Source organism: Pseudomonas sp., from assembly GCF_030690725.1.
In the GTDB taxonomy this organism is placed as follows: domain Bacteria; phylum Pseudomonadota; class Gammaproteobacteria; order Pseudomonadales; family Pseudomonadaceae; genus Aquipseudomonas.
Window position 1 is genome coordinate 64187 of record NZ_JAUYGD010000037.1, and the last position, 15123, is coordinate 79309.

General features: G+C 59.4%; 14 protein-coding genes. 9 read left to right on the top strand and 5 right to left on the bottom strand.

What is annotated here, in order from left to right; genetic code table 11:
- Positions 1-95: 95 nt before the first annotated feature.
- Positions 96-1682: an ABC-F family ATPase gene (locus Q8O69_RS09490; RefSeq protein WP_304869253.1), complete on the top strand. Its 1587-nt coding sequence runs from the start codon at positions 96-98 to the stop codon at positions 1680-1682.
- Positions 1683-1751: 69 nt separating this feature from the next.
- On the opposite strand, the gene Q8O69_RS09495 is transcribed toward Q8O69_RS09490, so the two are convergent.
- Positions 1752-2360 (bottom strand): FMN-dependent NADH-azoreductase, encoded by a 609-nt coding sequence (locus Q8O69_RS09495; protein ID WP_305591576.1) that lies wholly within the window; start codon positions 2358-2360, stop codon positions 1752-1754.
- A gap of 122 nt (positions 2361-2482) precedes the next feature.
- Here Q8O69_RS09495 and Q8O69_RS09500 point away from each other — a divergent pair, with 122 nt between their 5' ends.
- Positions 2483-3382: a LysR substrate-binding domain-containing protein gene (locus Q8O69_RS09500; protein ID WP_305591578.1), complete on the top strand. Its 900-nt coding sequence runs from the start codon at positions 2483-2485 to the stop codon at positions 3380-3382.
- Between the two features lie 26 nt (positions 3383-3408).
- Here the strand turns inward: Q8O69_RS09500 and Q8O69_RS09505 are convergent, their stop codons facing one another.
- Positions 3409-4380 (bottom strand): alpha/beta fold hydrolase, encoded by a 972-nt coding sequence (locus tag Q8O69_RS09505; RefSeq protein WP_305591580.1) that lies wholly within the window; start codon positions 4378-4380, stop codon positions 3409-3411.
- Between the two features lie 86 nt (positions 4381-4466).
- Positions 4467-5297, bottom strand: a complete 831-nt coding sequence (locus Q8O69_RS09510) for an undecaprenyl-diphosphate phosphatase (protein WP_305591582.1) — start codon at positions 5295-5297, stop codon at positions 4467-4469.
- Between the two features lie 330 nt (positions 5298-5627).
- On the opposite strand from Q8O69_RS09510, the gene Q8O69_RS09515 reads away from it, so the two are divergent.
- From Q8O69_RS09515 to Q8O69_RS09530, 4 genes are all read left to right on the top strand, one after another.
- Entirely contained in the window at positions 5628-7262 is a 1635-nt protein-coding gene (locus Q8O69_RS09515; RefSeq protein ID WP_305591584.1) for a methyl-accepting chemotaxis protein, read from the top strand.
- Positions 7263-7269: 7 nt separating this feature from the next.
- On the top strand, positions 7270-7887 hold the full coding sequence (locus Q8O69_RS09520; protein ID WP_305591586.1) for a hypothetical protein: 618 nt from the start codon (positions 7270-7272) through the stop codon (positions 7885-7887).
- Positions 7888-8319: 432 nt separating this feature from the next.
- Complete coding sequence (locus Q8O69_RS09525) at positions 8320-9978, top strand: nitrite/sulfite reductase (protein WP_305591588.1); 1659 nt, start codon at positions 8320-8322, stop codon at positions 9976-9978.
- Positions 9962-10459 (top strand): DUF934 domain-containing protein, encoded by a 498-nt coding sequence (locus Q8O69_RS09530; RefSeq protein ID WP_305591590.1) that lies wholly within the window; start codon positions 9962-9964, stop codon positions 10457-10459. Before Q8O69_RS09525 ends, Q8O69_RS09530 begins: the two co-directional genes overlap by 17 nt.
- 57 nt (positions 10460-10516) lie before the next feature.
- Here the strand turns inward: Q8O69_RS09530 and Q8O69_RS09535 are convergent, their stop codons facing one another.
- Both Q8O69_RS09535 and sohB read right to left on the bottom strand, forming a co-directional pair.
- The gene (locus tag Q8O69_RS09535) at positions 10517-11506 is read right to left on the bottom strand and encodes a YhdH/YhfP family quinone oxidoreductase (protein ID WP_305591591.1); all 990 of its coding nucleotides are present in this window, start codon (positions 11504-11506) and stop codon (positions 10517-10519) included.
- A gap of 25 nt (positions 11507-11531) precedes the next feature.
- Positions 11532-12551, bottom strand: a complete 1020-nt coding sequence (gene sohB, locus Q8O69_RS09540; RefSeq protein WP_305591593.1) for a protease SohB — start codon at positions 12549-12551, stop codon at positions 11532-11534.
- A gap of 210 nt (positions 12552-12761) precedes the next feature.
- On the opposite strand from sohB, the gene Q8O69_RS09545 reads away from it, so the two are divergent.
- From Q8O69_RS09545 to Q8O69_RS09555, 3 genes are all read left to right on the top strand, one after another.
- On the top strand, positions 12762-13472 hold the full coding sequence (locus Q8O69_RS09545) for a histidine phosphatase family protein (protein WP_305591595.1): 711 nt from the start codon (positions 12762-12764) through the stop codon (positions 13470-13472).
- A 59-nt stretch (positions 13473-13531) separates the two neighbouring features.
- The gene (locus tag Q8O69_RS09550) at positions 13532-13843 is read left to right on the top strand and encodes an SCP2 sterol-binding domain-containing protein (RefSeq protein WP_090255840.1); all 312 of its coding nucleotides are present in this window, start codon (positions 13532-13534) and stop codon (positions 13841-13843) included.
- Between the two features lie 209 nt (positions 13844-14052).
- Complete coding sequence (locus Q8O69_RS09555; protein WP_305591597.1) at positions 14053-15120, top strand: phosphotransferase family protein; 1068 nt, start codon at positions 14053-14055, stop codon at positions 15118-15120.
- Positions 15121-15123 lie beyond the last annotated feature (3 nt).

The following is a 15123-nucleotide window of genomic DNA, read 5'->3' on the forward strand; positions in this document are numbered from 1 at the left end:
ATCCCCGCCGGTCCATAAGCTGCCTTTTGTAGTCGTAAACCGCTACAATCGCGCCCCTTTCGCGCCCGTGCGCCCGTTTATCTGGACCAAGATTCGTGATCTCCACCGCCAATATCACCATGCAATTCGGGGCTAAGCCCCTGTTTGAGAACGTTTCCGTCAAGTTTGGCGGCGGCAACCGCTATGGCCTGATCGGGGCCAACGGCTGCGGCAAGTCGACCTTTATGAAGATTCTCGGCGGCGACCTGGAATCGAGCGGTGGCCAGGTGATGCTGGAGCCGAACGTGCGCCTGGGTAAGCTGCGCCAGGATCAGTTCGCCTACGAAGAATTCAGCGTGATCGACACCGTGATCATGGGTCACGAAGAGCTGTGGAAGGTCAAAGCCGAGCGCGACCGCATCTACTCGCTGGCGGAAATGAGCGAAGAAGACGGCATGAAGGTCGGCGAACTCGAAGGTGAGTTCGCTGAAATGGACGGCTACACCGCCGAGTCCCGCGCCGGTGAGTTGCTGCTCGGCCTAGGTATTCCGCTGGAGCAACATTTCGGCCCGATGAGCGAAGTCGCGCCAGGCTGGAAACTGCGCGTATTGCTGGCGCAGGCACTGTTCTCCGATCCGGAAGTGTTGCTGCTGGACGAGCCGACCAACCACCTGGACATCAACACCATCCGCTGGCTAGAAAACATCCTCACCCAGCGCAACAGCACCATGATCATCATTTCTCACGACCGTCACTTCCTGAACAGCGTGTGCACCCACATGGCTGACCTGGATTACGGTGAGCTGCGCCTGTTCCCGGGCAACTACGATGAATACATGACCGCCGCTACCCAGTCGCGCGAGCAGTTGCTGTCGGATAACGCCAAGAAGAAAGCGCAAATCAACGAGCTGCAAAGCTTTGTTAGCCGCTTCTCGGCCAACGCCTCGAAATCCAAGCAGGCATCGTCGCGCGCCAAGCAGATCGACAAGATCCAGCTGGCCGAGGTCAAGCCATCCAGCCGCGTCAGCCCGTTCATCCGCTTCGAACAGAACAAAAAGCTGCACCGCCAGGCCGTGATGATCGACAAAATGGCCAAGGGTTTCGACGGCAAGACGCTGTTCAAGAATTTCAGCTTCCAGGTTGAAGCCGGCGAACGCGTTGCGATTATCGGCCCGAACGGTATCGGTAAAACCACCCTGCTGCGCACCCTGGTCGGCGAACTGACCCCGGATGCCGGCCATGTGAAATGGACCGACAGCGCCGAACTGGGTTACTACGCCCAGGACCACGCCCACGACTTCGAAGACGACGTCAGCCTGTTCGACTGGATGGGCCAGTGGACCACCGGCGAGCAAATGATCCGCGGCACTCTGGGGCGCATGCTGTTCAGCAACGACGAAATCCTCAAGTCGGTGAAAGTCATCTCCGGTGGTGAGCAAGGCCGTATGCTGTTCGGCAAGCTGATTTTGCAGAAGCCGAACGTGCTGATCATGGACGAACCGACCAACCACTTGGATATGGAGTCCATCGAAGCGCTGAACCTGGCGCTGGAAAACTACCCGGGCACGCTGATCTTCGTCAGCCATGACCGTGAGTTCGTCGGTTCCCTGGCTACTCGCATCATCGAGCTGTCGGCCAACGGCATCACCGACTTCAGCGGTACCTACGATGACTACCTGCGCAGCCAGGGCGTGATCGTCTAAACCGGCAGTAACCTGCGACCAATAAAAAGCCCGCTCAATTGAGCGGGCTTTTTGCTTTATGCCGGGCAATCAGGCAGTGGCGAACAGCTCCGCGACTTTCGCTTGCGCCGACGCGAACGCATTGGCGCGCGGCTCTTCACCGTAGGCCAGGCCTTCAGCGCGGACGATCTCAATGTCGGTAATGCCGAGGAAACGCAGCACCAGCTGCAGATACTCTTCATGGGCCTGACCGCTTGGCTGGCCAGCGTGAATGCCGCCCGCTGTGGACACGATCACTACTTTCTTGCCGCCTGCCAAGCCTTTCGGACCGTTCTCGTCGTAGGCAAAGGTCTTACCGGCTACGGCAACCCGGTCGATCCAGGCCTTGAGCTGGGTCGGCACGGTGAAGTTGTACATCGGCGCGCCAATCACAATGGCATCGGCCGCGAGAAACTCGTTGAGGGTGCCTTCCGCCAGCTCGACTTCATGCTTCTGCGCCGCATCGCGCAGCTCCGCAGGTGTACCACCGGCGATCAAGCTGGCGGCGGACAGATGGCTCAGTGCATCGCTGGCCAGGTCACGATAGCTCACCTGCGCTTCAGGCTCAGCGGCCAGCCAGGCGTCGACCACGGCGCGGCTGAGTTGGCGGGAAACGGACGAGTCGCCGAGGATGCTGGAATCGAGGTGCAGTAGTTTCATGACAATCTCCAAATTGAGATCGCCCCGCGGCGATCAAGATGCTGGAGATACTATCGATGAAAGCAATAGCCGATTAGTCAGCGTAAATGCGATAGTTCGTCCTACTGATAGGACGATAAACCATGCATGACCTCAACGACCTGTTCTACTTCGCCAAAGTGGTGGAAGCCGGCGGCTTTGCCGCAGCCGGGCGCACCCTTGGCATTCCCAAATCACGCCTGTCGCGGCGGATTGCTGAGCTGGAAAACCGCCTCGGCGCGCGCCTGCTGCAACGCACCACACGCAAACTGGCGCTGACCGATATCGGCGAGCGCTACCTGCGCCATTGTCAGGCCATGCTGCAGGAAGCCGAGCAAGCCGAGGAAACCGTGGCCAGCCTGACCAGCGAGCCGCGCGGCCGCCTGCGGGTCAGCGCGCCGGGTGGCATCGCCCTGCTCTCGGAACTGGTAGTGAGTTTTCTCGCGGCCTACCCCAAGGTGCAGCTGGAGCTGATCCAGACCAATCGGCGTATCGACCTGCTCAACGAGGGGGTGGACGTCGCCTTGCGCGTGCGCAGCGCCGAGGATGAAGACCCCACGCTGATCACCCGCCGTCTGCGTCCGGCACAAGCTTTTATGGTCGCCGCACCGGCCTTGCTGCAGCAGGCGCGAATCAACACGCCAGATGATCTGGCTGCACTGCCAGCGCTAGGCGCCCTGGAGGCGGACCGCAAGATTCACCTGCGCTTGCAGCACGACAGCGGGCGCGTGCAGGAAGTGGTGTTGGAAGCGCGCCTGGCCATCGAGGATTTCAACGTACGCAAACACGCCGCCATGAGCGGCCTGGGCTTTACCATGCTGCCCGCGCCCCTGTGCCTGGATGAACTGACCGATGGCCGCCTGATCCGCCTGCTGCCTGACTGGGCGCTGCCCGCCGCTAATCTACAAGCGGTGTACACCCACAGACGCGGCATGCTGCCAGCCGTGCGCGCGTGGATCGAACATATCAGTGAGGCCTTTAGCCGTTGGGATCAGCCGATCTAGCCATGCGGCACGGGGGGTCTTGTGGTTTAACGGGGGAAATGCCGAGCAAGAAACGCCAGCAGCAACTGATTGACCTGCTCGGCCTGCTCGTTCTGAATCCAATGCCCGCAGTCTTGCAGCACATGCTGTTGCAACTGGGTCACGCGTTTGGGCATCTGCTTGAGGGTGTAGGCCTCCAAGGTGCCGACCGGGTCCTTATCACCGAGCAGAAACAGCGCCGGCTGTTCAATCTGCCGCTCAGCCAGAGCCTCGGTGCGCTGCCAGTTGCGCTCGAAATTGCGATACCAGTTCAGCGCGCCATAGAAGCCGCGGCCCTCGAAGGTTTTCAGATAGTGATCAAATGCTGTGCTGTCACACCAGGCCGGCAGCGTACCGGGGTCCTGCATACCATCGAACAGCCCAGCGCCAGCAGGTTTCTCCTGCAGAAAGTGATCCCTGGGCACGGCTGCCGAGGTGTTGTGCATCATCATCCTCAGAGTGCGTGGGATATCGGCATCCATCTCCGCCTCGGCCACGCCAGGCTCCTGGAAATGCAGGATGTAATGGAAACGCCCGGCATACAGCTGGCGCATGATCTCGATGGCCGGCTGCCTGGGCCGTCCACCAAACGGCACCGCCATCCCGACCACCGCCTGCACTCGCTCAGGTTCAAGCAGGGCTAAATGCCAGGCAATCGGTGCGCCCCAGTCGTGGCCGACCACACACACCTGCTGCTGCTGACCGAACTGATCCATGGCCGCCTGGATATCGGCGCAGATGGTCAGCAGGTCATAGGCTGCAGGATCACGCGGCGCGCTGCTCTGGCCATAGCCGCGCATTTCCGGGATCAACACGCGGTAACCGGCAGCGGTCAGCGGCGCAATCTGCTGGCGCCAGGAATGCCAGCACTCGGGAAAGCCGTGCAGCAGCCAGACCGGCCGCCCAGTGGCGGGGCCGGCACTGTACAGGCTGAGGTCGATACCGTTGACCTGAAGGATTTGCTGTTCAAGCTGATGCATAGGCGCCTCCATTTAACCGAGGCCACTATGACAAAGGCGCACCCTGGGGTGCGCCTTTATTTATCCGCCGAATACAGCGCCAGCAATCACGGCTGCGCCGTGCTCCAGTCAATCCACTGCAGCTGCCAGGTCGCCAGAATCAGCAAGCCGAAACCAATGCGGTACCAGGCAAAGGCGGCATAGCTGTGCTTGCCGATAAAGCTGAGCAGCGCCCGCACCGCAATCATGGCGAAGATAAACGAGGTGACAAAGCCAATGGCAAACACCGGCAGGTCGCTGGCCTGGAACAGATCGCGGTACTTGTAGCCGGAGTACACCGCAGCACCAACCATGGTTGGCATGGCAAGGAAGAAGGAAAACTCGGTGGCCGCCTTGCGCGACAGGCCAAACAGCAGGCCGCCGATGATTGTCGCGCCAGAACGTGAAGTCCCCGGAATCATCGCCAGGCACTGGGCGAAACCGATCTTCAGTGCATCCTTCCAGGTCATGTCATCCACGCTCTCGGCGTGAACCAGGTGCGTACGCCGTTCAGCCCAAAGCATGATCACCCCGCCCACCACCAGCGCCAGCGCCACGGTGATCGGGTTGAACAGATAATGGTGAATCAGGTCGGCAAACAATACGCCCAGCGCCACGGCCGGCAGGAAGGCAATCAGCAGATTGGCCGTGAAGCGTTGCGCCTGTGGCTCTTTAGGCAAGCCCACAACGATGTCGAGAATCTTGCGCCGGTACTCCCACACCACCGCGAGAATCGCCCCCAGCTGGATGATGATATTGAAAGCCATCGCCCGCTCGCCGCCAAAATCAATCAGGTCGGCAACTATGATCTGGTGGCCGGTGCTGGATATCGGCAGAAACTCGGTCACGCCTTCCACAATGCCCAGAATCAGCGCCTGAACAGCAACCCAAAGATCCATCCCCACTCCTAAATACGTGCGTTATCCAGCACGAACCGCAAAAAATATGATGATGAACGTGTGAGGGCGTCCGACCGATTTTTTTAGAAAAGGTTCCTGTCGGACAGAATAAATAAGTAAATCACGCACTTAACTCGCTACGGCGCAAATCCTAGCAGAGAACCTGCGCATTTAGCGCATGCCGCGGCGCTCCGCCCCTATTCACAGCACAGAGAGCCCCACGGCATAGCTCACCTACACTTTGCATATCTGCCAATTAGCCTAAGGTCTAACGTAGCCAATAAACGCTCTTGACCTATAAGAGGCGTAAAACAACAAGGGAGAATACCCATGAATAGCCTGCGCAGCCTGCCCATTAACCGTCGCCTCTGGCTGATTCTGGTCGTTGCCATCGTCATGCTGATTATTCAGGGCGCACTGTTGCTCCAGCAGATCCATGCTGATCTGTACGCCGCCAAAGCCGAGAAAACCCAGCACGTAGTACAGAGCGCCTCCGGCATTCTGCAGCACTATCACGCCCTGGAAGCTGCCGGCAGCCTGCCCCGCGAGGATGCGCAGAAGCAGGCGATGGAAACCATCCGCGGCCTGCGCTACGCCGGCCAGGAGTACTTCTGGATTAATGACCAGACCCCAGTGATGGTCATGCACCCGACCAACCCCAAACTGGAGGGCCAGAACCTCTCGGGCTTCAAGGACCCTGATGGCAAAGCGCTGTTCAATGAAATGGTTGCCATCAGCAAAAGCCAGGGCGCCGGCCAGGTCGATTACCGCTGGCCCAAACCGGGCGCCAGCGACCCCGTGCCCAAGGTGTCTTATGTGCAACTGTTCCAGCCCTGGGGCTGGATTATCGGCTCGGGCGTCTACGTCGATGATGTGCAGGCCGAGTTTCAGGCCCAAGCGCTGAAAGCCATGCTGATCGGCCTGGTGATTGCAGCGTTGGTGGCCCTGCTGATCGTGTTGATCGTACGCAGCATCACTCAACCCCTGCAGCAAGCAGTCAGCGCCATGGCCAATATCGCCAGCGGCGATGGTGACCTGACGCGCAACCTCGATACCCACGGCAACGATGAGTTGTCTGCCCTGTCCCGCCACTTCAATGCCTTTACCGACAAGCTGCGCCTGGTGATCAAGCAGTCCCTCGACTCTGCCGGCCAGCTCGATGCCGCCGCGCGCAACCTCGGCGAGGTTTCCGGCCAGGCCCAGCAGCACAGCGAACAGCAGTCGCAGCAAATGGAGTTGGTCGCCACCGCGATCAATCAAGTGACGTACGGCGTGCAGGATGTGGCGAAGAACGCCGAGCATGCCTCATCCGAAGTGCACTCGGCCGAAGAACAAGCCCTGCAAGGCCAGCAAAGCATTGAAGCGAGCCTGCGGCAGATCAACGAACTGTCCGGCACCATCGACCAGGCCGTGACGGTGATTCAGGCCTTGGCCCAGGAAAGCACGCAGATCGGCAGCGTATTGGAGGTGATCCGCTCGATTGCCGAACAAACCAACTTGCTGGCACTCAATGCCGCCATCGAAGCCGCCCGTGCCGGTGAGCAAGGCCGTGGCTTTGCCGTGGTAGCCGATGAGGTGCGCCTGCTGGCGCAGCGTACGCAAAAATCCACGGCGGAAATCCAGGTCATGATCGAGCGCCTGCAAGGCAACTCGGAAGCCGCGGTCAAGGTTATCAACGACAGCAGCAAGGCCTCGCAGCTGACCATCGAGCAAGCCAGCCAGGCCGGCGCCAGCCTGACGCTGATCGCCAGCGGGCTGCGCAATCTCACCGGTTTGAACGCTTCCATCGCCAGCGCGACACTGCAACAATCGCACGTGGTCGAAGACATCAACCAGAATGTCACCCAGGCAGCCAGCCTGGCCCATAACAACGCCCTGGCGGCGCAACAATCCAGTGATGCCGGGCAACACCTAGGTCAGTTGGCCGAGCAGCTCAATCATCTGCTTGGGCAGTTCAGGGTATGAAAACGCAATGAGCGATATGGAACACCAGGAAGTCGACCTGAGCAAACCACAGAACCAGGACCTGATCTGGGATCTGGACAGCATCGCCCGCCGCGAGCTGGCGGAACGCTTTATCAAACTGTTCGAGAACCGCCTGTGCGTCTACTCGGAGTCAACGCGCCAGTTGTACACCAACTACGACCTGCACTTCCCCAGCGATATGGGCCGCAAGATGGTGGTGCTGCCCAACCCCTACGCCTTCCACGACACCCTGCATGGCATCGAAGCGCATGCTGTGCGCAAAACCGGATTGTGCGTGCTGCCCGGCGTGGTCCTGCGCAAACCAGGCTTGCTGCTGACGACGATGATCAAGGAAGGCGGCCCGGCACCGAAAACCATGCCGTTCAAACCGGCGTTGGCGCAGATCATCAGCAACCAGAAGAAGGCCGGCGATATCTTTCTGCCGATCATGATGAAGGGCGACCTGCGCGAGTTCGATCAGCAGATGCCCTACATTCACCTGCATCGTCTGCAGGTCGGCCGCCTGACGCGACTATCGACCTTCGAGCGTGACGATATTCAGCAGTCCATTACCCGCAAGCTGCTTATGCTCTATCGCCAGGCCGACAGCCTCAGCTGCCAATGAATAGCAGCCCTACCTTGCGGGCAATAAAAAGCGGGCACTCGTTAACGAGTGCCCGCTTTTTGCTTTAGCCGCTGCTAGGTCTTATTGCTGGCTGACCCAGAACACCGCGGTGACAACGAAAATCACAATCAAGGCGAAAATAGCCTTGGCATCGACCACGCTGTCAGCATTATCCGGTTCACTGTGTTCGCTCATGGACTACCCCTCTTGTTGTGTTTATGGGTGAATCGTCTTGTGCAGTTAAGACCAGCATGCCCGCTTACTCAAGCCGTGGGGCTATGTTCAACGGCCGTCTTATCCCTTTAAGTTCTTTCCATATACTCAAACATCACTTTTGCGCATAACCCTGAGCTGGTATCTTCCTCCGGCTCCGCAGGGAGTGCGCGGCCGTGCGCGCTGATTAGCTGTAAAAGCCTGATAACAGGACACCCCATGTACGTATACGACCAGTACGACCAGAAAATCGTCGAAGACCGCGTCAAGCAGTACCGCGATCAAACCCGCCGTTACCTCGCCGGTGAACTGAGCGGTGAAGAATTTCGCCCGCTGCGCCTGCAGAATGGCCTGTACATCCAGCGCTTTGCGCCCATGTTGCGCGTTGCCGTGCCGTACGGCCTGATGTCGTCCGCCCAAGTGCGCATGATGGCCAAGATTGCCCGTGACTACGACAAGGGCTACGCACACATCAGCACCCGTCAGAACGTGCAGTTCAACTGGCCGGATCTGGAAGATGTGCCTGACATTCTCGCCGAGCTGGCTACCGTGCAGATGCACGCCATCCAGACCAGCGGCAACTGCATCCGCAACACCACCACCGACCAGTTCGCCGGTGTGGCCAAGGATGAAATCATCGATCCGCGTCCGTGGTGCGAAATCATCCGTCAGTGGTCGACCTTCCACCCTGAGTTCACCCACCTGCCGCGCAAATTCAAGATTGCCGTCAACGGTGCAGTGAGCGACCGTGCTGCGATTGAAGTGCACGACATCGGCCTGGAAGCGGTGCAGAACGATGCCGGTGAGCTGGGCTTCCGCGTATCCGTCGGTGGCGGCCTGGGCCGTACCCCGATCGTTGGCAGCTTTATCAACGAATTCCTGCCGTGGCAGCACCTGATCAGTTACCTCGACGCCATCCTGCGTGTGTACAACCGCTATGGCCGTCGCGATAACAAGTACAAGGCGCGCATCAAGATTCTGGTCAAGGCGTTGACCCCTGAAGTGTTCGCCGAGCGGGTGAATGCGGAGTGGGCTCACCTGAAAGACGGCCCGACTACCCTGACCGAAGCCGAAGTGGCCCGCGTTGCCGCGCACTTTATCGACCCAAGCTACAAAGCCCTCGACGATCAGGATGCCGCACTGGCTGTCCTGGACGCCGAACACCCAGGCTTTGCCCGCTGGCGTCAGCGCAACACCTTCGCGCACAAAAAGCCCGGCTACGTTGCTGTCACCCTGTCGCTGAAACCGACCGGTGTGGCGCCAGGCGATGTCACCGACAAGCAGTTTGATGCGATTGCCGACCTGGCCGACCGCTACAGCTTTGGCGAGGTGCGTAACAGCCACAACCAGAACATTATTCTGGCGGATGTCGAGCAGGCGCAGCTGTTCACCCTGTGGGGCGAGCTGCGTGAAAACGGTTTCGCCACGCCGAACGTCGGCCTGCTGACCGATATCATCTGCTGCCCGGGTGGCGACTTCTGCTCGCTGGCCAACGCCAAGTCGATCCCGATTGCCGAAGCCATCCAGCGCCGTTTCGACGACCTGGATTACCTGTTCGACATCGGCAATATCGACCTGAATATCTCCGGTTGCATGAACGCCTGCGGTCACCACCATGTTGGCCATATCGGCATCCTCGGGGTGGACAAGAAAGGTCAAGAGTTCTATCAGGTGTCGCTCGGCGGCAGCGCCGGTCGTGACGCCAGCCTGGCGCAGATCCTCGGCCCCTCCTTCGCCGAAGCGGACATGGCCGATGTGATCGACAAGATCGTCAAGGTTTATGTCGAGCGCCGCACCGAAGAAGAGAGTTTCCTCGACACCTTCCGCCGTATCGGCGTCGACCCGTTCAAGGAGCGCGTATATGCAGCGAATCATTAAGAACGGTCAGCTGATCGACGAAAGCTGGCACCTGCTACCCAAGGACGCCACGCTGGACGGCATTCCCAACTGCGACGACCTGATCGTGCCGTTGGCCTTGTGGGTCGAGCACAGCACCGCGCTCAAGGCCCGCGATGGCGGCCTGGGCGTGTGGCTGGACGCGGGTGAGGAAATCGAGGAAATCGCCGATCAGCTGGATAACTTCCAGGTCATCGCACTGAACTTCCCTGCTTTCACCGATGGCCGCCACTGCTCCACCGCCTACCTGCTGCGCAACCGCTACGGCTACAAAGGCGAAGTGCGCGCCATCGGCGATGTGCTGCGCGATCAGTTGTTCTCTTATCTGCGCGTAGGCTTCGATGCCTTCGCCCTGCGTGAAGACAAAGATCCACTGGATGCCTTGAAAGCTTTCGAGGAGTTCAGTGAGGTCTATCAGGCCTCCACGGACCAGCCGCTGCCGCTGTTCCGTCGCCGCGCCTGATCCTGCCGGCAACGCAAAAGGCCACCCCATGGGGTGGCCTTTTTAGTTTCTCGCGGCTCAGCCTAGATTGACCAGCACGCGACCGACCTGTTTGCCCGCGAGAATCTGCGCAATCGCCTCCGGCAACTGCTCAAGCGTCACTTCAGTGACCAGTGCATCGAGCTTGACCTTCCACTGCAGCGACAGCTTGTCCCACATTGACGCCTTGACCACCAACGGCAGCTCGACCGAATCGACCCCAAGCAGATTCACCCCACGCAGGATAAACGGCAGCACACTGCCCTTGAAGCCGACACCAGCGGTCAGGCCGCAGCAGGCGGCGCTGGCGCCATAGCGCAGCGACTTGACCACGTTGAACAGGATATCCCCGCCCACGCAATCCACCGCGCCAGCCCACTGCTCCTTGAGCATCGCTTTGTCGGTGCCGTCCAGCAGTTCGGAACGCAGCACAATCTGCTGCGCACCTAGCGCCTTGAGGTAATCCGCCTGCTCGACCTTGCCGGTCGACGCGGTCACGCGATAGCCCAGGGAAGTGAGCAAGGCCACCGCGACACTGCCGACACCACCGGTTGCCCCGGTTACCAATACGGGACCAGCATCCGCCGTGAGCCCTGCCTGCTCCAGTTTGTCGACACACAACGCGGCGGTCAGCCCAGCGGTGCCAAGTACCATGGCCTCGCGCAGCGACAAGCCCTTGGGCCGCTTCAGTGCCCAGCTGGCAGGAATACGAATGTATTGAGCAAAGCCGCCAGAGGTGTTCATGCCCAGGTCGTAACCGGTGACGATCACCTCATCGCCGGCGCTGAACTCGGCCACGCTGGACGCTTCCACCACACCGGCAGCGTCGATGCCCGGGGTATGCGGAAAGTTCTTGGTCACGCCGCGGTTGCCACTGGCGGACAAGGCGTCCTTATAGTTGAGCGAGGAATACTTGACCCGAATCAGCAGCTCGCCAGCCGGCAAGTCATCGATCTCGCGCTGCACAATCACCTGTTCGAAACCGCCCGCTGCGCTTTCACGGGCTTGCAATGCATTGAACTTGCTCATGTTCTTCCTCTATATGGCAAACCGATTACCAGAAGCGCTGCTGATTCAAACGACTCAGCCAGCTCAGAACGAAGCGATCCAACGCCACGCTGCCCGCCAGCCCAACGCGCTCCTGCAGGGTTTTCTTCTCGGCATAGTGCAAATGAAACAGCTCGGCGCTCTTCGCTCGCTCTGCCAGGTATTCGTCACTGGTCTTAAGTTCATCGACCAGTTGCTTCTCCAGCGCCGCCAGACCCAGCCAGACTTCGCCGGTAGCAATCTGGTCAATGTCCAGCTGCGGGCGGTAGCGTGCAACAAAACCTTTGAACAACTCATGGGTGGTTTCCAGGTCTTCCTGGAACTTCTCCCGGCCCTTCTCGGTGTTCTCACCAAATACGGTCAGGGTGCGTTTGTACTCACCAGCGGTAAGCACCTCGAAATCGATGTCATGCTTTTTCAGCAAGCGGTGCACGTTGGGCAGCTGCGCCACCACGCCAATCGAGCCGAGGATGGCGAACGGTGCGGAGATAATCTTCTCGCCAATGCAGGCCATCATATAGCCACCGCTGGCCGCGACCTTGTCGATGCAGATGGTCAGCGGTACGCCCGCCTGACGAATCCGCGCCAGCTGCGAAGAGGCCAAACCATAGCTGTGCACCATGCCGCCGCCACTTTCCAAACGCAGCACCACTTCATCCTGCGGCGTTGCCATAGTCAGTAAAGCAGTGATTTCGTGGCGCAGGCTGTCGGTGGCTGAGGCTTTGATATCGCCATCGAAATCCAACACGTAGACGCGCGGTTTGTGAATGCCGGCCTTCTTCTCCTGCTTGGCGGCCTTGGCTTCGGCTTTGCTCGCGGCTTTCAGCTGCTCCTTGTCGAGCACCGCGTGTTCCATGCGCTGATGCAGCTGCTTGAAGAAGTCATTGAGTTTGTTCACCTGCAGCTGACCTGTGCTCTGCCGGCCTTTGCTGCGCAGTGCGGCAATCGTCACCAGCACCACCAGAATGGCCACAACCAGGGTCACTGTCTTGGCCAGAAAGCCGATGTACTCTGCAAAAAACTCCACGTATTCCCCCTTGTCCCAATGGCAGCGCGCGCTCATCGACCGCGCGTAATAGTGCCCAAGCATACCGAGGCCATGGGTTGGCGGCCAGCAAGCAAGGTCTAGACATTCAGCGCATCCATGCAATTCAAACAAGCGTATGTTTTTACGTTGACAGCTCCTGAGCTTCCTCATACCCTCGCGAAACTTTCAACGTACCGGAATCGAGCGGACGTGGGCAGCATCTACCTGATTCGACATGGCCAAGCCTCCTTCGGTGCAGACGATTACGATGTGCTATCGCCCATTGGAATTCGCCAGGCCGAAGTGCTGGGCGCGCACCTCGCGCAACTCGGCACGCGCATTGATCGCAGCGTCAGCGGTGATCTGCGTCGTCAGCAGCACACGGCCAACAGCACCTTGCAGCAGCTGCACGAGGCCGGCATTGGCATACCACCACTGGAGATTGACTCGGCCTTTAATGAGTTCGATGCCGACGCGGTGATCCGCAGCCTGCTGCCGGGCATGCTTGGCGAAGAACCTGAAGCCCTGCATATCCTGCGCAATGGCGCGCAGAACCGCGCTGAGTTTCAGCGCCTGTTCGCCAAACTGATTGGCCGCTGGATTTCCGGCGAGCACGACACGCCGGACCTGCAAAGCTGGCAAGGCTTCGTCGAGCAGGTTCAGGGCGGCCTCAGCCGCCTTCTGGAACAGGCCGACAGCAAACAGAACATTGCTGTCTTCACCTCGGGCGGCACTATTACCGCTCTGCTGCACCTGATTACCGGTATCGCGCCTGGGCAGGCGTTCGAGCTGAACTGGCAAATTGTTAACACCTCACTAAGCTGCCTGAAGTTTCGCGGCAGCCAAGTGAGCCTGGCTTCCTTCAACAGCCATGTGCATTTGCAGCTGTTGAAGGCGCCGGAGCTCATCACTTATCGCTGAGCTGCGGCCCACTGCACCCATCACGGGCGCTAGAAAAACCTGAGAAAAAGGAAGAAACCATGAGCGTTGCAGACATCGTCAATACCATGCAGTCCAAATTCAACGCCGGTGCCGCTGCAGGCCTGGACCTGGTGTTCCAATTCAACATCGAAGACGGCGAGAACTACGCGCTGATCGTCAAGGACGGCACCTGCGCCGTTGAGAAAGGCGACAACGCCAACGCCAACGTGACCCTGATCATGGACACCGAAACTCTGAAAGGCATCACCAGCGGCGAAACCGACGGTATGCAAGCGTTCATGTCCGGCAAACTGCGCGCCGAAGGCGACATGATGCTGGCCATGAAACTGGGCGAGCTGTTCCCGGTTTAAGCGGTAAGGCAACGAAGATACAAAACAAACCGGAGTCCTCGACTCCGGTTTTTTTATGCCTACAAAACCGGGCTTGAATGACCAATCAGGCAGCTTGATTGGGTAGCAACACGCGCGCCTATAACGGCGGGTAATCCTTGTGAGCCGCAGGTTGCAGCATTAGATTAGCTAATTATCTTAGGCACCCATCATAAGCAGAAGGGATAAACATGGCGCTTACTGACCAGTCCACCCGAATCCGCGAAGGCGAAGAGCTCGACACCGCGGTCATCGACCAGTACCTCAAGGCGCATATCCCCGGTCTGACGGGCGAGCCACGCATCAGCCAGTTCCCCGGCGGCGCCTCGAACCTGACCTACCTGCTGGAATACCCAGACAAAGAATTTGTACTGCGCCGCCCGCCCTTTGGCCATAAGGCCAAATCCGCCCACGACATGGGCCGCGAGTACCGCATCCTCAACCAGCTCAACGCTGGCTTTCCCTACTGCCCGAAAGCCTACGTGCACTGCACCGACGAGTCGGTGATCGGTGCCGAGTTCTATGTGATGGAGCGGGTCAACGGCATCATCCTGCGCTCAGACATGCCAGCCGAGCTGAACTTCAGCGCCGAGCAGACCCGCGAGCTGTGCAAGAGCTTTATCGACAAGATGGTCGAGCTGCACAACGTCGACTATCAGGCCTGCGGCCTGGGCGACCTGGGCAAACCCGAAGGCTATGTGCAACGCCAGATCGGTGGCTGGAGTGATCGCTACGACAAAGCCCTGACCCCCGACGCACCCTTGTGGGAACCGGTCAAAGCCTGGCTCAAGGACAAGATGCCAGCCGACCACCACAAGCCTGGGATCGTGCATAACGACTACCGCTTCGATAACGTGATTCTCAACCCGCAGAATCCAAGCCAGATCATCGGTGTGCTGGACTGGGAGCTGACCACCATCGGCGATCCGCTGATGGACCTGGGCAACACCCTCGCCTACTGGATCGAAGCTGGCGACTCGGCACCGATCCAGCTGATGCGCCGCCAGCCAAGCAATGCGCCGGGCATGCTGACTCGCCAGCAGTTCGCCGACTACTACGCCGAGCGCTCGGGCATCGAAATCAAGAGCATCGATTTCTACTACACCTACGGCCTGTTCCGTCTGGCCGGCATCGTGCAGCAGATCTACTACCGCTATTTCCATGGCCAGACCCAAGACAAACGCTTCGCGCAGTTCATACATATGAACAAGCTGCTGGAGCAGATGAGCCTACAGGTCATCAATAAATCGCAGCTGTAAACG